At 63.3% G+C, this 18511-nt stretch carries 15 protein-coding genes and 1 riboswitch; of the genes, 12 read left to right on the forward strand and 3 right to left on the reverse strand.

The window, feature by feature from the left end:
* Nucleotides 1-142: 142 nt before the first annotated feature.
* On the reverse strand, nucleotides 143-1576 hold the full coding sequence (locus CQW31_RS09145; protein WP_054887892.1) for a TolC family outer membrane protein: 1434 nt from the start codon (nucleotides 1574-1576) through the stop codon (nucleotides 143-145).
* A 161-nt stretch (nucleotides 1577-1737) separates the two neighbouring features.
* Nucleotides 1738-1844: riboswitch (TPP riboswitch) on the forward strand.
* A gap of 153 nt (nucleotides 1845-1997) precedes the next feature.
* Between CQW31_RS09145 and thiC the strand changes: the two genes are divergently transcribed.
* A complete protein-coding gene (gene thiC / locus CQW31_RS09150) occupies nucleotides 1998-3878 on the forward strand; it encodes a phosphomethylpyrimidine synthase ThiC (RefSeq protein WP_099814341.1) in 1881 nt (626 codons plus the stop codon).
* 144 nt (nucleotides 3879-4022) lie between these two features.
* On the forward strand, nucleotides 4023-5306 hold the full coding sequence (cytX, locus tag CQW31_RS09160) for a putative hydroxymethylpyrimidine transporter CytX (protein WP_054887890.1): 1284 nt from the start codon (nucleotides 4023-4025) through the stop codon (nucleotides 5304-5306).
* Here the strand turns inward: cytX and CQW31_RS09165 are convergent.
* On the reverse strand, nucleotides 5275-6021 hold the full coding sequence (locus tag CQW31_RS09165) for an RsiV family protein (RefSeq protein WP_099814343.1): 747 nt from the start codon (nucleotides 6019-6021) through the stop codon (nucleotides 5275-5277). The two genes, cytX and CQW31_RS09165, sit on opposite strands and share 32 nt — an antisense overlap.
* Before the next feature lie 185 nt (nucleotides 6022-6206).
* On the opposite strand from CQW31_RS09165, the gene CQW31_RS09170 reads away from it, so the two are divergent.
* The 9 genes from CQW31_RS09170 to CQW31_RS09210 all read left to right on the forward strand — a co-directional run bounded on the left by CQW31_RS09170 (nucleotide 6207) and on the right by CQW31_RS09210 (nucleotide 15501).
* The gene (locus CQW31_RS09170; RefSeq protein ID WP_054887888.1) at nucleotides 6207-6824 is read left to right on the forward strand and encodes an NUDIX domain-containing protein; all 618 of its coding nucleotides are present in this window, start codon (nucleotides 6207-6209) and stop codon (nucleotides 6822-6824) included.
* A complete protein-coding gene (locus tag CQW31_RS09175) occupies nucleotides 6815-7267 on the forward strand; it encodes a DUF1249 domain-containing protein (RefSeq protein ID WP_054887887.1) in 453 nt (150 codons plus the stop codon). The genes CQW31_RS09170 and CQW31_RS09175 overlap by 10 nt, the downstream gene beginning before the upstream one ends.
* An 85-nt stretch (nucleotides 7268-7352) precedes the next feature.
* Nucleotides 7353-8156, forward strand: a complete 804-nt coding sequence (gene cpdA / locus CQW31_RS09180; RefSeq protein WP_054887886.1) for a 3',5'-cyclic-AMP phosphodiesterase — start codon at nucleotides 7353-7355, stop codon at nucleotides 8154-8156.
* Nucleotides 8157-8301: 145 nt separating this feature from the next.
* On the forward strand, nucleotides 8302-8910 hold the full coding sequence (locus CQW31_RS09185) for a YqiA/YcfP family alpha/beta fold hydrolase (protein ID WP_054887885.1): 609 nt from the start codon (nucleotides 8302-8304) through the stop codon (nucleotides 8908-8910).
* A 34-nt stretch (nucleotides 8911-8944) separates the two neighbouring features.
* A complete protein-coding gene (gene parE, locus CQW31_RS09190; protein ID WP_054887884.1) occupies nucleotides 8945-10849 on the forward strand; it encodes a DNA topoisomerase IV subunit B in 1905 nt (634 codons plus the stop codon).
* Nucleotides 10846-11832: an esterase-like activity of phytase family protein gene (locus CQW31_RS09195; RefSeq protein WP_054887883.1), complete on the forward strand. Its 987-nt coding sequence runs from the start codon at nucleotides 10846-10848 to the stop codon at nucleotides 11830-11832. The genes parE and CQW31_RS09195 overlap by 4 nt, the downstream gene beginning before the upstream one ends.
* Nucleotides 11829-12347 (forward strand): TIGR02281 family clan AA aspartic protease, encoded by a 519-nt coding sequence (locus tag CQW31_RS09200; RefSeq protein ID WP_099814344.1) that lies wholly within the window; start codon nucleotides 11829-11831, stop codon nucleotides 12345-12347. The genes CQW31_RS09195 and CQW31_RS09200 overlap by 4 nt, the downstream gene beginning before the upstream one ends.
* Nucleotides 12348-12357: 10 nt before the next feature.
* On the forward strand, nucleotides 12358-14616 hold the full coding sequence (parC, locus tag CQW31_RS09205; protein ID WP_099814345.1) for a DNA topoisomerase IV subunit A: 2259 nt from the start codon (nucleotides 12358-12360) through the stop codon (nucleotides 14614-14616).
* Nucleotides 14617-14790: 174 nt separating this feature from the next.
* Nucleotides 14791-15501, forward strand: coding sequence for a membrane integrity-associated transporter subunit PqiC (locus CQW31_RS09210; RefSeq protein ID WP_054887880.1), 711 nt, complete (start codon nucleotides 14791-14793; stop codon nucleotides 15499-15501).
* A gap of 198 nt (nucleotides 15502-15699) precedes the next feature.
* Here the strand turns inward: CQW31_RS09210 and CQW31_RS09215 are convergent, their stop codons facing one another.
* Nucleotides 15700-17157, reverse strand: coding sequence for an AhpA/YtjB family protein (locus CQW31_RS09215; RefSeq protein ID WP_054887879.1), 1458 nt, complete (start codon nucleotides 17155-17157; stop codon nucleotides 15700-15702).
* 135 nt (nucleotides 17158-17292) lie between these two features.
* Between CQW31_RS09215 and serB the strand changes: the two genes are divergently transcribed.
* On the forward strand, nucleotides 17293-18507 hold the full coding sequence (serB, locus tag CQW31_RS09220) for a phosphoserine phosphatase SerB (protein ID WP_099814346.1): 1215 nt from the start codon (nucleotides 17293-17295) through the stop codon (nucleotides 18505-18507).
* Nucleotides 18508-18511 lie beyond the last annotated feature (4 nt).

An 18511-nucleotide genomic window follows, 5' to 3' on the forward strand; every position in this document is an offset into this window, starting at 1 on the left:
CTACCGTACGGAAACCGTTGCTGCCATCCAAATAGGCAGTGATTGCTGTGAGCTTGAACTGCTCAGTGTACTTGGCCATGAATCCCCCAAGGGTTGGATTGGTGTCCAACTTCTTGGGGGCAGTCCAGGGCGGGTGTCTATCTCAAGGCCTGCGCTCGAAGTTTTTCGCAGCGGCTGCCGCCAGGTCCGGTGGCAGGAAGTCCTTGTCCGGGTTGTAGTCCGGTTTCAGGTACTGCTTGAGGTCCTGCAGGTCCTGCGGGCTCAAGGTCCCAGCCGCCTGTTTCAGGCTCAGGTTGTCGAGGATGTAGTCATAGCGGCTGTTGTTGTAGTCGCGTACCGAGGTGTACAGCTGGCGCTGGGCGTCGAGCACGTCGACGATGTTGCGGGTGCCGACCTGGTAGCCGATTTCGGTGGCTTCCAGGGCGCTCTGGTTGGAGATGATCGACTGCTTGCGCGCCTGCACCTGCTCCACATCGGTGTTCACCGCGCGGTGCAGGTTACGGGTGTTCTCCACTACCTGGCGGCGTAGGCTTTCCCGTTGCTGTTCGCTCTGGCTGAGGCGCTGGTAGGCCTCGCGTACCTGCGAACTGGTAAGGCCACCGCTGTAGATCGGGATGTTCAACTGCAGGCCGACGCTGGTCTGCTCCACATCACCACTGTAGCGCTGGCCGAACGGCGACGGGTTGGTGAAGCCCAGGCTATCGTTGTCGCCTTTTTCGTACTTGGCCACCGCATCGAGGGTCGGCGCATGGCCGGCTTTGCGCTGGCGCAGGGTTTCTTCGGCGGCGGCAACCGCGTAGTTGGTGGCCAGCAGGTTGAGGTTCTGGCGCCCGGCGGTTTCCACCCAGGCCTTGGCGTCGTTGGGGGTCGGCACCTTCACCGGTAGCGTGTGGACCACACCCTGGATGGAGGTGTATTCGCGGTTGGTCAGGGTGACCAGGGCCTCGAAAGCATCCTGCACCTGGCGTTCGGCAATGATCCGGTTGGCCCGGGCGGTATCGTAGCTGGCCTGGGATTGCAGCACGTCGGTCTTGTCGGACAGGCCGACGTCGAACCGTTCGTTGGACTGGTCCAACTGGCGCTTGAAGGCGGCTTCTTCAGCTTTGGTCGCCGCCAGGTTGTCCTGGGCGCGCAGCACGGAGAAGTAGTCCTGCGCAGTTTGCAGGATCAGGTTCTGCTCGGTAGCCGACAGTTGCAGCGCCGCCTGCTCGTTGACCGCTTCGGCAGCCTGCAGCTGGAACCAGCGATCCGCGCGGAAGATCGGTTGCGCGAGGGTCGCGCTCCAGGTGTTGCCACTGCGGTTGGTGGTGGCTGATGGGTGGTCGATCTTGGTGCGGGCATTCATCATCTCGGCGCCGGCCGAGAGGTTTGGCAGCAGGCCGGCACGCGCCTGCGGTACCACTTCTTTCTGAGCGCCATAATCGGCACGGGCGGCAGCAAGATCGGCGTTGTTATCTACCGCTTCCTGGTAAACGCTGACCAGATCGGTCCTTACCGTCATGGGCATGTCTGCTGCCCAGACCACTCCGTTGGACGCACAAGACACGGCTATCGCCAGTGAAAGTTTGCGCAGCATAGAGGCAATCCTTGTACGAAATTTAATTACTGAACTGTTGAGTATCGAGCGACGGGCCAGTGTAGTGCCATGCGCATCCGCCAACAATCACAGGTTGCGCCTTTCATCTGCCCTGCGTTTTACCCGCTTGGCTTTGCCGACCACTCCAGTCTAGACTGCGCATGTTCTTGTCGGGGTGCCTTGAAGCAAAGGCTGAGATCGCAGAGGTGCGGATCCCGTTGAACCTGATCAGGTTAGCGCCTGCGTAGGGAACAAGATTGCTCGCCTTCCCGGGGAGCCTCTTGTGCCAGGTCCGGGAATGTCGCAGCTGCACGCAGCTTCAGGCACCCCCATCCGGCACTGCACCCGTCCAAGGGTGCGTCCACGTCTTTCAGGTTCACCCCGACATTCCCCTGCTAGGAAGCCGTCTGGAGAGCCTGTGATGACCAAACAAGAAAAAACGATCAACCTCAGCGAATCGGCACAAGTCGATCAGCAGTCCGTGCAACCGTTCCCGCGTTCGCGCAAGGTCTACGTCGAAGGCTCGCGCCCGGACATCCGCGTGCCCATGCGCGAAATCAGCCTGGACGACACGCCCACTGACTTCGGCGGCGAAAGCAATGCGCCAGTTCTGGTCTACGACACCTCCGGCCCGTACACCGACCCCAACGTCATCATCGACGTGCGCAAGGGCCTGGCCGATGTGCGTTCGGCCTGGATCGATGCACGCGGTGACACCGAGCGCCTCGAAGGCCTGAGCTCCGACTTCGGCCAGCAGCGCCTGAACGATGCGGAACTTGCCAAGCTGCGCTTCGCCCATGTGCGCAACCCGCGCCGGGCCAAGGCTGGCGCCAACGTTTCGCAGATGCATTACGCGCGCAAGGGCATCATCACCGCCGAGATGGAATACGTGGCCATCCGCGAGAACATGAAGCTGCAAGAGGCCCGCGCTGCCGGCCTGCTCAACGAGCAGCATGCCGGCCACAGCTTCGGTGCCAACATCCCGAAAGAAATCACCCCGGAATTCGTACGCCAGGAAATCGCTCGTGGCCGCGCGATCATTCCGGCCAACATCAACCACCCGGAGCTGGAGCCAATGATCATTGGCCGCAACTTCCTGGTGAAGATCAACGGCAACATCGGCAACAGTGCCCTGGGCTCCTCGATCGAGGAAGAAGTGGCCAAGCTGACCTGGGGTATCCGTTGGGGTTCGGACACTGTGATGGACCTGTCCACCGGCAGGCACATTCACGAAACCCGCGAGTGGATCATCCGCAACTCGCCGGTGCCGATCGGTACCGTGCCGATCTACCAGGCCCTGGAAAAGGTCAACGGCGTCGCCGAGGACCTGACCTGGGAGCTGTTCCGCGACACCCTGATCGAACAGGCCGAGCAGGGCGTGGACTACTTCACCATCCACGCCGGGGTGCTGCTGCGCTATGTGCCGCTGACTGCCAAGCGGGTCACCGGGATCGTAAGCCGCGGCGGCTCGATCATGGCCAAGTGGTGCCTGGCGCACCATAAAGAGAACTTCCTGTACACGCACTTCGATGAGATTTGCGAAATCATGAAGGCCTACGACGTCAGCTTCTCGCTAGGCGACGGCCTGCGCCCTGGCTCGATCGCCGACGCCAACGACGCCGCCCAGTTCGGTGAGCTGGAAACCCTCGGCGAGCTGACCAAGATCGCCTGGAAGCACGATGTGCAGTGCATGATCGAAGGCCCTGGCCACGTGCCGATGCAACTGATCAAGGAGAACATGGACAAGCAGCTGGAGTGCTGCGACGAGGCGCCGTTCTACACCCTCGGCCCGCTGACTACCGACATCGCCCCGGGTTACGACCACATCACCTCCGGCATTGGTGCGGCAATGATCGGCTGGTTCGGTTGCGCCATGCTCTGCTACGTCACGCCGAAAGAGCACCTGGGCCTGCCGAACAAGGATGACGTCAAGACCGGCATCATCACCTACAAGATCGCCGCCCATGCTGCCGACCTTGCCAAGGGTCATCCAGGCGCGCAGATTCGTGACAATGCCTTGTCCAAGGCGCGTTTCGAATTCCGCTGGGAAGACCAGTTCAACCTAGGCCTGGACCCGGACACCGCGCGAGCCTTCCACGACGAAACCCTGCCGAAGGAATCGGCCAAGGTCGCGCACTTCTGCTCGATGTGCGGGCCGAAGTTCTGCTCGATGAAGATCACCCAGGAAGTGCGTGAATACGCCGCCAAGATCGAGACCGTGGACGTGACGGTCGAGCAAGGCATGCGCGAGCAGGCCGAACGGTTCCGCCAGGAAGGCAGCCAGCTGTACCACAAAGTCTAAGACGCGGCACCTCACCCTGCGGGAGTGGGCTTGCCCGCGAAGCAAGCACCGCGGTGCATGGCACCGGCTTTGCCGGTGTTCGCGGGCGAGCCCGCTCCCACAGGGTGCTGCATGCAACTCAACATTCTTCCTGCGAACACAACAATGACATCACCCAGCCAGTTTTCCCCCGACCACCCGGTCCCCACCCACCAGCGCATCTTCGGCGCCCGCGACCTGTTCTCGCTGTGGTTCTCCCTTGGCATCGGCCTGATGGTCCTGCAGGTAGGCGCCATGCTCGCCCCTGGCCTTGGCCTGGCCGGCGCGGTCCTGGCCATTGCCCTTGGCACCGGTGTCGGTGTGCTGCTGCTCGGCGCTGCCGGGGTCATCGGCAGTGACACCGGCCTTTCAGCCATGGGCACCCTGAAGCTCAGCCTGGGTAGCCATGGCGCGCGCCTGCCAGCACTGCTCAACCTGTTGCAACTGGTGGGCTGGGGCGCATTCGAACTCATCGTCATGCGCGATGCTGCCAGCTTGCTGGGCGCGCGGGCGTTCGGCGAGGCCAGCGCCTGGAACAGCCCAATGCTGTGGACGCTGTGCTTCGGTGGCCTGGCCACCCTGCTGGCGGTCAGCGGCCCGTTGGCGTTCGTGCGCAAGGTGCTGCGTGCCTGGGGTATCTGGCTGCTGCTGGGCGCGTGCCTGTGGCTGACCTGGAACCTGTTCGCCAAGGCCGATCTGGCGGCGCTGTGGAACCGCGCTGGTGATGGTTCGATGTCGCTGGCGGTGGGCTTCGACATCGCCATCGCCATGCCGTTGTCATGGTTGCCGCTGATCGCCGACTACTCGCGTTTCGCCCGTAACGGCAAGCCTGTGTTCGGCGGTACCGTTGCCGGCTACTTCATCGGCAACACCTGGCTGATGAGCCTGGGCGTGGCCTATACCCTGGCCTTTGCCGCCAGCGGCGAGGTCAATGCGCTGCTGCTGGCCCTTGCAGGTGCCGGTATGGGCATACCGCTGCTGCTGATCCTGCTGGACGAGTCGGAAAAGGCCTTTGCCGATATTCACTCGGCTGCCGTTTCCACTGGCGTGCTGTTGCCCCTGAAGGTCGAGCACCTTGCCTTGGCCATCGGCGTGCTCTGCACCCTGATCGCCTTGCTGGCGCCACTGGCCCAGTACGAAAACTTCCTGCTGTTGATCGGGTCGGTGTTTGCACCGCTGTTCGGCGTGGTACTGATGGACCACTACGTGATCCGTCGTCGTCGCTTGCCGACACAAATCGGTGGCTTGCACTGGCAGGCGCTGCTGGCCTGGGTGGTGGGTGTGGCGGCCTATCACCTGATCGCCGCCAAGGCGCCGGAGCTGGGGGCTACCCTGCCAGCACTGCTGCTGGCAGGTGGGCTGCATGGCCTGCTGAGCTTCAGCCGCGGCCGGGAAACAGCTCAGGCTTGAGCACGCCGTTGAGGCGTGGGTAGGGGATCTTCAGTTCCACGTGGCCCATGGAGTAGGGCGCAATGGCGTAGACCTCGTACTTCACCACCAGCGCGCCGTACGTCAGGGCGATGTGCGGCGACCGCTTGAAGGGCCAGGTCTTGACGAACTCGGCGTCCTTGTCCATGCCCACGCTGATCAACCAGGCCCGGTGCGACTCCTCCACGGTCTTCCAGAAGGCTTCCTCCTGGCCTGGCACCAGCATGTCCTGCAGGGTCAGCACCTTGTCCAGTTTGCGTGAGTAGTTGATGAAGCCGCGCCCCGGCATGCCGTGGGCACCGCCGCTGTCGAGGTAGCTGGACAACTCGATGATCACCAGTCCGTCATGCTGCTCGCGTACCTTGGCTTGCAGGTAGCTGCTGTTGCGTTTGTCGGCACTGGCCAGGTACTGCTGCTCGTAAGCCTGCAGAGTGCTTGGCGCGGTGCCATGCTGATTGTCTTCAGTCAGCTGCAGCAGGCGTTTTTCGACGATGGCATCGAGCTTGGGCTGGGCCGGAAAGTGGACGGTGTCGATGTTCACCAGCGGGCAGTCGCTTGCGCTGCAGCCTGGCTTGACGTGCTCCCAGGCATCACGCTTGACCTCGAGCGGGGTCCGGTAATTGGGTGCGAACAGGCTCTGGCAGGCACCCAGAGCGAGTGCCAGCACGGCCACGGAAGTCAGTTTGACAAGTGTCATGGTGATCCTTGCAGAACAGGGAAAAGTCGGCCTTTGACCGTCTGCGCGGCCTTCAGTTCGCCACTAAGCTAACAGAGTGAAGGCGGCCTGTCCCGAGTGTGCGAACGGTTGCCGGAAAGGGGTGAAACGGGCAACCGTGCAGAGTAGGATGGCGCGATGCGGTAAATGAGGTGATGAGGATTTCCATGTCAGACACGTTGAATTCGGTGCCCAGGGCGGTCGAGATCGTCGAGCGGGCCAACTGCTTCAAGGGCTTCTACAAGCTCGACAAGGTGCACCTGCGCCATGAATTGTTCGCAGGCGGCATGAGCCGAGAGATCAGCCGTGAGCTGTTCGTGCGCCACGATGCGGTCTGTGTGCTGCCTTACGACCCATTGCGCGATGAGGTGGTGCTCATCGAGCAGTTCCGTGTCGGTGCCCTGGGCAAGGTCGACAACCCATGGCTGATCGAGATGGTTGCCGGGCTGATCGACCGCGAGGAAGAACTGGAAGACGTCGCGCATCGCGAAGCCCAGGAAGAAGCCGGGTTGGCGATAGGCGCCTTGTGGCCGATTACCCGTTACTTCCCTTCGCCCGGTGGCAGTGATGAGTATGTGCACCTTTACCTCGGCCGCTGCACCAGTGAAGGCGCGGGTGGCCTGCATGGCCTGGAAGAAGAGGCCGAGGACATCCGCGTGCGCGTGTGGTCGTTCGACGATGCAATGCAGGCAGTGCGCGATGGTCAAATCTGCAACGCGGCGACCATCATCAGCCTGCAGTGGCTGGCGCTGAACAAAGATGAAGTTCGAGGTATGTGGAAGTGAACCTGTTGCGTGAGCGTTATCGGGTCGATCTGGCCGGGCTGCAAGCAGCCTGCGAGGCCAACTATGCCCGGCTCATGCGCCTGCTGCCCGATATGCGCACTACCCAGAGTTCGCGGCGCATCGGCATGACCCAGGGCGACCAGATGCTCGGCGTGCTGGTGCTCGATGTGCTGCTGGCCTGCCCCTATACCACCACCTTGCGTGTGCGCCAGGAGCACAGCCTGCCCTGGCTGCCGGTGCCGCACCTTGAAGTGCAGGTGTATCACGATGCGCGTATGGCCGAAGTGATCAGCGCCGAGCACACCCGCCGCCTGCGCAGCATTTATCCGTACCCCAACGAGGCCATGCACCAGCCGGACGAGAAGGCGCAGCTCAATCTGTTCCTCGGCGAATGGCTCAGCCATTGCCTGGCCTGTGGCCACGAACTGGCAAGTGTGCGCTGAAATGTGACCTGGGTCGGTTTCGAGTGTTTGCTCGCAACCGTTCCAGCGCCATAATTCGTGCAGAATCCGTTCGAGGAGACGGCCCTTGCCGCACCCAGACCCTAGCCCTGCGCCCGTGCATGTGGTGCAACTGACCGACGCTCACCTGTTCGCCAGCCCGGCGGGCACCTTGCTGGGCCTCAATACCCGCGACAGCCTTCAGCACGTGGTGGCCCAGGTGGGTCGCGAGCAGCCGCGTATCGACTTGCTGCTATGTACCGGCGACCTTTCACAGGATGGCAGTGTCGCGTCGTACCAAGCTTTCCGCGCGCTGACCGGCGGCTTTGCCGCACCGACCCGCTGGTTGCCGGGCAACCATGATGAAGCCGAGGTCATGGCACAGGTTGCGCCAGAGCTGGTGCAATCGGTGACGGATATAGGAAGCTGGCGCGTGGTCACGCTGAACACGGCGGTGCAGGGCGCTACCCATGGGCTGCTCGAGCAGGACCAGTTGTCGATCCTTGATGACGCCTTGGCCTCGGCCGGCGAGCGCCATTGCCTGGTGTGCTGTCACCATCAGCCGGTGGATATCGGCTGTGCCTGGATCGCCCCGATCGGTCTGCGCAATGCCGATCAGCTGCTGCGGCGCCTGCAGGGTTATCCACAGGTGAAAGTGTTGCTTTGGGGGCACATTCACCAGGAGTGGGATGAGCAGCGCGATGGCTTGCGCCTGCTGGCCACGCCTTCGACCTGCATCCAGTTTGCGGTGGGTAGCGAGGACTTCAAGGTCAGCGAAGAACAGCCTGGCTATCGCTGGTTGCGCCTGCATGCCGATGGGCGGGTGGAGACGGGGGTAGAGCGGGCCGCTGATTTTGAAGTGAAGCTCGACTTCAACAGCGCGGGTTATTGAAGACCTGGCGCCACGCCGCGGCCCCGGCTCTTTGAAGAATGTGTTGCTAAATCCCTGCCGCGGCGCCAAAGCCCGGCGAACGCGCTACACTGCGCGTCCCTGCGCCCGCTCGATCGGGTGCGAAGCCACAGATTCCGGGGTCAGCATGTCGGGTTCCATCCTCTATATCCATGGCTTCAACAGCTCGGCGCTGTCCACCAAGGCACGCCAGCTGGCGGCCGTCATGCAGCAACTGGGCCTGTCGCAGCAGCTGCGCATCCCGGAGTTGCACCACCATCCACGGCAGGCGATTGCCCAGCTCGAAGCCGCCATCGCCGAGCTCGGTGCGCCGCTGCTGGTCGGCAGTTCGCTCGGCGGCTACTATGCCACCCATCTGGCCGAGCGCCATGGGCTGAAGGCCCTGCTGGTCAACCCCGCCGTCACCCCGCACAAGCGTTTCGATGGTTATCTGGGGACCCAGCGCAACCACTACACGGGCGAGACCTGGGAGCTGACGCTGGATCATGTGCAGGCGCTGGCCGAGCTGGAAGTGCCGGCGCCGACCGACCCTGGCCGCTACCAGGTGTGGCTGCAGACCGCCGACGAAACCCTGGACTACCGCCATGCCGAACATTATTACCGGGCGTGCGCCCTGCGCATCCAGGCCGGAGGCGATCACAGCTTCCAGGGCTTTGCCGAGCAGCTGCCAGGCCTGCTGGCGTTTGCCGGTATTGCCCGGCAGCAGTATGCGGCGCTCGATTTTTCTGTATTTTGATCTTTTGCATTCACCAGACTGACGACGAGAATCCATGGCCAATCCCAGCGCTAGCGCCTATAACGCAGACGCCATCGAAGTCCTCTCCGGCCTCGACCCGGTGCGTAAACGCCCGGGCATGTACACCGACACCAGCCGGCCCAACCACCTGGCCCAGGAAGTCATCGACAACAGTGTCGACGAAGCCCTGGCCGGCCATGCCCGCTCGGTGCAGGTCATCCTCCACGCCGATCATTCGCTGGAAGTCAGCGACGATGGCCGTGGCATGCCGGTGGACATCCACCCTGAAGAAGGGGTGTCGGGCGTCGAGCTGATCCTCACCAAGCTGCACGCCGGCGGCAAGTTCTCCAACAAGAACTACCAGTTCTCCGGCGGCCTGCATGGCGTGGGGATTTCGGTGGTCAACGCCTTGTCGACCCAGGTGCGCGTGCGCGTCAAGCGCGACGGCAACGAGTACCAGATGACCTTTGCCGATGGCTTCAAGGCCAGCGAGCTGGAGGTGGTTGGCACGGTCGGCAAGCGCAACACCGGCACCAGCGTGTATTTCAGCCCGGACCCGAAGTACTTCGATTCGGCGAAGTTCTCCATCAGCCGCCTCAAGCACGTGCTCAAGGCCAAGGCCGTACTGTGCCCGGGCCTGCTGGTCAGCTTCGAGGACAAAGCCAGCGGCGAGAAGGTCGAGTGGCACTATGAAGATGGCCTGCGTTCCTACCTGGTCGATTCGGTCAGCGAGTTCCAGCGCCTGCCCGACGAGCCGTTCTGCGGCAGCCTGGCGGGTAACAAGGAGGCCGTCGACTGGGCGCTGTTGTGGCTGCCCGAAGGCGGAGACAGCGTTCAGGAAAGCTACGTCAACCTGATCCCCACCGCCCAGGGTGGTACCCACGTCAATGGCCTGCGCCAGGGCCTGCTCGATGCCATGCGCGAGTTCTGCGAGTTCCGCAACCTGTTGCCGCGTGGCGTCAAGCTGGCGCCGGAAGACGTCTGGGAACGCATCACCTTCGTCCTCTCGATGAAGATGCAGGAACCGCAGTTCTCCGGCCAGACCAAGGAGCGCCTGTCGTCCCGAGAGGCCGCAGCGTTCGTTTCGGGCGTGGTCAAGGACGCCTTCAGCCTGTGGCTCAACGCCCACCCGGAGCTGGGCATGCAGCTGGCGGAACTGGCCATCAGCAACGCCGGCCGTCGCCTCAAGGCCAGCAAGAAGGTCGAGCGCAAGCGCATCACCCAGGGCCCGGCCTTGCCAGGCAAGCTGGCCGATTGCGCCGGGCAGGACCCGATGCGTGCCGAACTGTTCCTGGTCGAGGGTGACTCCGCCGGTGGTTCGGCCAAGCAGGCGCGTGACAAGGAATACCAGGCCATCCTGCCGCTGCGTGGCAAGATCCTCAACACCTGGGAAGTGGATGGCGGCGAAGTCCTGGCCAGCCAGGAAGTGCACAACATCGCCGTAGCCATCGGTGTCGACCCGGGCGCGACCGACCTGTCGCAGCTGCGCTACGGCAAGATCTGCATCCTCGCCGACGCCGACTCCGACGGCTTGCACATCGCCACCTTGCTCTGCGCACTGTTCGTCCAGCACTTCCGTCCGCTGGTCGAGGCTGGCCACGTCTACGTCGCCATGCCGCCGCTGTACCGCATCGACCTAGGCAAGGAAATCTACTACGCCCTCGACGAAGCCGAGCGTGACGGCATTCTCGACCGCCTGGTAGCCGAGAAGAAGCGCGGCAAGCCGCAGGTCACCCGATTCAAGGGGCTGGGTGAAATGAACCCGCCGCAGCTGCGGGAAACCACCATGGACCCGAACACCCGGCGCCTGGTCCAGCTGACCCTGGATGATGTGCAGGGCACTACCGAGATCATGGACATGCTGCTGGCCAAGAAGCGCGCCGGTGACCGCAAGAACTGGCTGGAGACCAAAGGCAACCTGGCTGAGGTTCTGGTTTGATTCGTCTGCTGGTCGCGGCCTGCCTGACGCTGGTTGCCCTGCCGAGCCTGGCGGGCAACTGGCCGGAACTGAAGCTGGCCTCCGAGCACCCGATCGAGGGTATGCGCGGCGGCAACCTGTCCGGCCTTGTCGAGTGTCGGGGCGGGCTGTGGGGTGTTTCCGATCGGGATGACGACCGTATTTACCGCTTTGACCAGCAGAGCGCCGTCTGGCGCGCGCAGCCGCTGATCTTCACACCACCGCCGGTACCCGAGAGCGGCCTGCCATGGGGGCTGAAGTCGCGTAACTGGGCGGCGTCCTATGTGCGCGGTGGCGAACTGGATTACGAAGGCATCACCTGTGACCAGGCGGGCAATCTCTTCCTGGTCAGCGAGGCCCACGCAGCGGTGCTGCAGTTGCCTGCCGAGGGCGAGCCGGAGTGGCTGAAGATCGACCCGGCGATGGTCCGCCAGGCCCGGGCCAGCGGCATGCTGCTCAACTTCAATGCCTTGTTCGAGGGCCTGGCGATCAACCCGCAAGGTGACCGCCTGTGGCTGGCGGCCGAGCGCGAGCGGCGCGGCCTGGTGGCCATCGAGCGCCAGCAGTCGGTATGGACGTGCGGGCGCAGCTGCGTGTTGCTGAGCGAAGCCGGGGTCGAGATGCAGCCGCCACAAATGCCCAACCCCCGGGCGCTGTCGCGCGATTTTGCCGACCTGGCCTGGTTCGAGGGCAAGTTGTTTACCCTCGAACGCAACGCTTACCGTGTGTGCCGGCGCGACGCTACGAGCGGCAAGGTCGAGCAGTGCTGGTCATTCGCCGCCGAGGCGCTGGTACCGGAGCGCCGCTATGATCAGCCGTATGGCCTGGCTGAAGCGCTGGTGATCGATGCCAAGGGTGCCTGGATCGGCCTGGACAACAACAACGGTGACCGTGCCGACGGCGAAAGCCGGCCGATCGTCTGGCGCTTCGAAGCGCCGCAGGGCGGCTGGAGCGCCAACCCATGACCGCACCACCGGGCAAGCGTGCCGGCAAGGTCCTGATGATCGTCGCCTGGGCGGCGGGGTTGTTCCTTGCCACGCGATTCTTCGGGCAATGGGAGGACCATGAGCGCAACCCGAACACCCAGGTACAGTCGTCCCATGGCGACGGTTTCATCGAGTTGCGGCTGCTGAGCAATGGCCAGGGCCACTTCGTGCTGGACGGCGCGATCAATGGCCAGGGGGTGCATTTCATGCTCGACACCGGCGCCACCGACGTGGCGATCCCGGAGTCACTGGCCAACGACCTGGACCTGCAGCGCGGCAGCCCGGTGATGCTGAGCACTGCCAACGGCCGGACCGAAGGCTACCGCACCCGGCTGTCTACCCTGCAGTTGGGTGATATCCGCCTGCAGAACGTGCGCGCCCTGGTGGTGCCGGGCCTGGACGGGCACACCGTGCTACTGGGCATGAGCGCCCTGAAACAACTTGAATTTACCCAGCGCGGCGGCACCATGCTGTTGCGCCAGAACCTGAAATGACGAGGCCCGCATGAGCGACTCACTGGAACTCAGCCTGGACGGCGTCGAACGCCGCTCGCTGGCTGACTTCACCGAACAGGCCTACCTCAACTATTCCATGTACGTGATCATGGACCGGGCCTTGCCGCACATCGGCGATGGCCTGAAGCCGGTGCAACGACGCATCGTCTATGCCATGAGCGAGTTGGGGCTCAACGCCGACGCCAAGCACAAGAAGTCTGCCCGTACCGTCGGCGACGTGCTCGGCAAGTTCCACCCCCACGGCGATTCGGCCTGCTACGAAGCCATGGTGCTGATGGCCCAGCCGTTCAGCTACCGCTACACCCTGGTCGATGGTCAAGGCAACTGGGGTGCGCCGGACGACCCGAAGTCGTTTGCCGCCATGCGTTACACCGAGGCACGCCTGTCGCGCTATTCGGAAGTGCTGCTCAGCGAAGTGGGCCAAGGCACCGTCGACTGGGTACCGAACTTCGACGGCACGCTGGAGGAGCCTGCGGTACTGCCGGCACGCCTGCCGAACATCCTGCTCAACGGTACCACCGGTATTGCCGTGGGCATGGCTACCGACGTGCCGCCACACAACCTGCGTGAAGTGGCCAGTGCCTGTGTGCGCCTGCTCGACGAGCCCAAGGCCACCATCGAGCAGCTGTGCGAACACATCCAGGGGCCGGACTACCCGACCGAAGCCGAGATCATTACGCCGCGTGCGGAAATCCAGAAGATCTATGAGAGCGGTCGTGGCTCGATCCGCATGCGCGCCGTGTACCGTGTCGAAGATGGCGACATCGTTGTCACCGCGCTGCCGCACCAGGTCTCCGGGGCCAAGGTGCTTGAGCAGATTGCCGCGCAGATGCAGGCCAAGAAGCTGCCGATGGTCGCTGACCTGCGTGACGAGTCGGACCACGAAAACCCGTGCCGTATCGTCATCATCCCGCGCTCCAACCGCGTCGATGCCGACGAACTGATGCAGCACCTGTTTGCCACCACCGACCTGGAAAGCAGCTACCGGGTCAACGTCAATATCATCGGCCTCGACGGTCGCCCGAAACTGAAGAACCTGCGGGCGCTGCTGCTGGAGTGGCTGGAATTCCGCACCAACACCGTTCGCCGCCGTCTGCAGCACCGCCTGGACAAGGTCGAGAAGCGCCTGCACCTGTTGGAAGGCTTGCTCACCGCGTTCCTCAACCTGGATGAAGTGATCCACATCATCCGCACTGAAGAGCACCCCAGGCAGGCCCTGATCGAGCGCTTCCAGCTGACCGAGATCCAGGCCGACTACATCCTCGAAACCCGCCTGCGTCAGCTGGCGCGCCTGGAAGAGATGAAGATTCGTGGCGAGCAGGACGAACTGCTCAAGGAGCAGGCCAAGCTGCTGGCCCTGCTGGGTAGCGACGCCAAGCTGCGCAAGCTGGTGCGCAGCGAACTGATCAAGGATGCCGAAACCTATGGCGACGACCGCCGCTCGCCCATCGTCGAGCGCGCTGAAGCCAAGGCCCTGTCGGAAAACGAACTGATGCCGACCGAGCCGGTCACCGTGGTGTTGTCGGAAAAGGGCTGGGTGCGCTGCGCCAAGGGCCACGACATCGACGCTACCGGCTTGTCCTACAAGGCCGGCGACGGCTTCAAGGCTGCTGCTGCGGGCCGTTCCAACCAGTTTGCCGTGCTGATCGACTCCACCGGGCGCAGTTATTCGCTGGCCGCGCATACCCTGCCATCGGCGCGAGGCCAGGGCGAACCGCTGACCGGCCGCCTGGCGCCCCCGCCCGGGGCAACGTTCGAATGCGTGCTGCTGCCAGACGATGAGGCGCTGTATGTGGTGGCCTCGGATGCCGGTTACGGCTTCGTGGTCAAGGGCGAGGACCTGCAGGCCAAGAACAAGGCTGGCAAAGGCTTGCTCAGCTTGCCCAACGGCGCCAAGGTCATGACCCCACGCCCGGTGGCCGACCGTGAACAGGACTGGCTGGCAGCGGTGACCACAGAAGGTCGCCTGTTGGTGTTCAAGGTTTCCGACCTGCCACAACTGGGCAAAGGCAAGGGGAACAAGATCATCGGTGTGCCCGGTGATCGGGTCGCCAGTCGTGAAGAATTTGTCACCGACCTGGCGGTGATTGGCGAGGGTTCGACCCTTGTATTGCAGGCCGGCAAGCGTACCCTGTCTCTTAAACCAGACGACCTGGAGCACTACAAGGGCGAACGTGGCCGACGCGGCAGCAAGCTGCCCCGGGGCTTCCAGCGGGTCGACAGCCTGCAGGTGGAAGCCCCGGCATAATCCGACGAAATGTCTGGAACGGCAATTTCAGCGCCGTTTCAGGCGGAAATGCTGGAGTCGGGCCGATATTTCGCGGATGATAGTGCCCCTGCGGTGCCGGCGTGGCCGTGTGCCCGATTGAATCTCTATCAGTATCACTGCGGTTTGCCTGGTGCGACCGCCTGGATGGGTTGAATGAAACTCCTGCGCCTTCCATTTGCGCTGTTGATGACGGGTTTGCTGGGACTGGGCGGGTGCAGCATGCATCAGCCAGTTGCCCTGTACCAACTCGACAGCGGTGATCCTGGCCAGCCTTCGCAGAGTGCGGGCATGGCCGTGGTACTCGGCCCGGTGTCGATAGCCGATTACCTGCAGCGTGAAACCTTCTTGCAGCGTCAGGCCGATGGTAGCCTGAGTTCGGCGACCGACGGTCGTTGGGCGGGTAGCCTGTCGGCGGACATCGATCAGTTGCTGGTACGTCAGCTGGCATGGCGTCTGGACAGCCAGCGCGTGGTACTGGCTCCGGCCAGCGCAGGCTTCACTCCGGACGTGCAGGTGCTGCTGTCGATCACTCGCCTGGACTCGGGCAAGAACCAGCCTGCGATTCTCGATGCGCAATGGCGCCTGCTCGATCGTCGTGGCCGTGTGCGTGACAACCGTATCGTTCACCTCGAGCAGCACCATGAGGGCAGCGAGTCGTCCCAGGTTCAAGCCCAGGGGCAGTTGCTGCAGAAGCTTGCCGAGCAGTTGAGCACGGCGGTCAAGCCGCTGGCCAATCAGCCTGCGGTTGTTGAAGAAGCACCGAAGAAGCAGGCGGCGCCGGTACAGGTCAAGAAAGAACCGGAGAAGTCGAAGATCCCGATGGCTTCGCCGATTCGCACCGATATGGAAGTCTATCGGTTCTGACCGAACCGCCAGATACAAGAAAGCCCGCATACTCGCGGGCTTTTTTGTGGGTATTCGAAATGGCTGGGGCTGCTTTGCAGCCCTTTCGCGACACAAGGCCGCTCCCGCAGGTTGCGCGCAGTTCTTGAGAATTGCGCTGACCTGTGGGAGCGGCCTTGTGTCGCGAAAGGGCCGCAAAGCGGCCCCCTGGATCTGAAGTCAGGCCCGGCGTTCGTGCATCCGCGCCAACTGGCGCTCCAGCATCGACGGGTAAGGCTCCATCAGGCGCTCCACACAGCATGCCCCTTCAGGGCTGGCAATCGGCCGGATGCGGGCGCGCTTGCGGATCAACTCGTCATCGCTGATCTGCCGCTCCACCAGCAGCAGGTTGCGGCTGTGCTGCGACAGCGCCAGCGCGTCCTGAGCCTTTTCGGCCATCAGCAGGTCGACCTGCTCCAGCCCTTGCAAGTCATCGCCCAGGGCCAGGCCCAGCTGCAATTGCAGGGTGATGCCGCTGTCGGCCACTTCGATCTGCAGGGCATGGCCCAGCGCGCGCAGCAACTCGCCACAACAGATGGCGTTGGTCAGGTAGTCCTCACCGCAATCGCGGCTGTGGAACAGGACCAGGGTACTGCCGTCGTTGAGTGTGTGGATGTCGCCTTCATACAGCGAGGCAGCCTGCTCCAGGCAGCCGCGATAGCGTTCCAGCAGCTCGGTCAGGCGTGTGCGCGGCAGGCGACGCAGTTGCTCTTGGGAACCCAGCTGAACGGCCAGTACGGCGGTGTTTTGCGGCTCATCGGATTCGACCATGGCAGGTTTGACAGCAGCTTGCTCCTCGTCGTCCAGCAGACCGGCGAAGGCCGCGTCGTCATCCTCATCCGCCTGGACCACGGCCTTGGCTCGCTGTGCGGGCTTGACCGGGGTCTCGTGGTGCAGGTCGTCGAACTCGTCTTCTTCCTCCTCCGGTTCCGGCTCGGGCGGAGGTGGTGGTGCCAGGCGTGCATGAAGCTGGCGAGCGATGTCGCCGATTTCGTCCTGGCGATCGATGGCCGGGGTGTAAGGGTGCGGGTCACGCAGCCACACCCGCAGTTGCAGCAGGGGCAGGGTGATGTGGCGGCCCTGGCGCAGGCTCAGGCTCAGCGCCAACGCCAGCAGGATGGCAGCGAGGATGCCCATGCTCTGCAGGCTGATCAGCATCGGCTGCTGGAACTGGCTCATGTCCAGGCTGATGCGCAACTGACCGGCGGTCACGTCCTGGAAGGTGATCTTGGTCTGGTACAGGCCTTCGGCTTCACCCAGCAGGCTGTTGCGCGGGCGCTGGCCAGCCTCGGCGAGGATACGGTTATCCACGCTGTAGATGGCCGCATGGGCCACCAGCGGGTTCTTCACCAGGTTGCCCAGCAACACATTGAGGCTGAGGATGTCATTGGACACCAGCAGCTCGGTTGCCGAGGTGGCGGTCTGGGTGGTCAGGCTCTGGCCGAGGGCGTCGGCCTGCTCGTGCATGGCCTGCTTGAACTGCAGGCCCATCACGCAGGCATAGATCACCAGCGCCAGCGCCACCAGGAAAATGTTGGTGGTGGCGATACGCAATGCCAGGGGCACGCGACGTTGGCGCAGGGCTCGGAAGATCATTATGAAGAAGTTGTCGGTTTTGACGGGCGTGGGCCGGTTCACAGAGCGCGGCTCTTAATGGCATAAAAGTGTTGGGCAGTATAGCGAGCAGTGTTTTGTCGGCAAAGTAGAGTTGGCGCCCGACGGTCATGGAAAATCGGTAGAATGCGCATTTTTCATCGAAGTCGGAGCCAGGTTGTGCGCGAAATCGTTCTGATCAACATCACCGGTGAGGACCGCCCGGGTCTTACCGCCGCCATCACCGGCGTCCTGCTCCAGGGCGGTGTGAACATCCTCGACATCGGCCTGGCGGTCATGCACGGCACGCTGTCGTTCGGAATTCTGGTCGATATCCCGGATAACGAAGTGGCTACCAGCCTGCTGCAGAGCGTGCAGTCCAAAGCCCACGAGCTGAACCTGCAAGCGCGTTACACGCCGATCTCCGAGGCCGACTACCAGCATTGGGCCGATGCCCAGGGCGAAGCACGTCATATCGTGACTCTGCTCAGCCGCAAGATCACCCCCGAGCAGTTGCAACGCGTCAGTGCAGTCATCAGCCAGTATGGCCTGACCATCGAGCGTATCGAGCGCCTGTCGGCGCGGGTTGCCTTGAACGCTTCGAGCGAGAAGAGCAAGGCGGCGCTGGAAATTTCCGTGCGTGGCGTGCCGAGCGACGCCCAGGCATTGCGGGCTGACTTCTTCGCGTTGTCCGAAGAAATGAACGTCGACATCGCGTTCCAGAAGGACGACCTGTTCCGCCGCAATCGCCGCCTGGCGGTATTCGACATGGACTCGACGCTGATCGAGGCGGAAGTCATCGACGAACTGGCCAAGGCCGCTGGTGTGGGCGAGCAGGTTGCTGCGATCACCGAACGGGCCATGCGCGGCGAGCTGGATTTCCGCGCCAGCTTCAAGGAGCGGATGGCGCTGCTCAAGGGCCTGGATGTCAGCGTACTCGACGAGATCGGTGCTTCCCTGCGCCTCACCGAAGGTGCCGAGAACCTGTTCGCCGAGCTCAAGCGCCTGGGCTACAAGACAGCAATCCTGTCCGGTGGCTTCTCGTACTTCGCCAAACAGGTGCAGGCGCGCCTGGGCATCGATTACGTGTTCGCCAACGAACTGGAAGTGGTCGATGGCAAGGTAACCGGCGTGGCGGTGGAGCCGATCGTCGATGCCCAGCGCAAGGCTGACCTGCTGCAACAACTGGCCAGTGAAGAAGGCCTGCAGCTGGAACAGACCATCGCGGTGGGTGATGGTGCCAACGACCTGCCGATGCTGTCGCTGGCCGGCCTGGGCGTAGCCTTCCGCGCCAAGCCACTGGTACGTCAGTCGGCCAAGCAGGCGATTTCCACCTTGGGGCTGGATGGCGTGCTGTACCTGCTGGGCCTGCGCGATCGCGACGGCCGCGGCTGATTCG

Origin of the sequence: Pseudomonas sp. 382 (genome assembly GCF_002759075.1) — a bacterium.
GTDB classification, from domain to species: Bacteria; Pseudomonadota; Gammaproteobacteria; order Pseudomonadales; family Pseudomonadaceae; genus Aquipseudomonas; species Aquipseudomonas vlassakiae.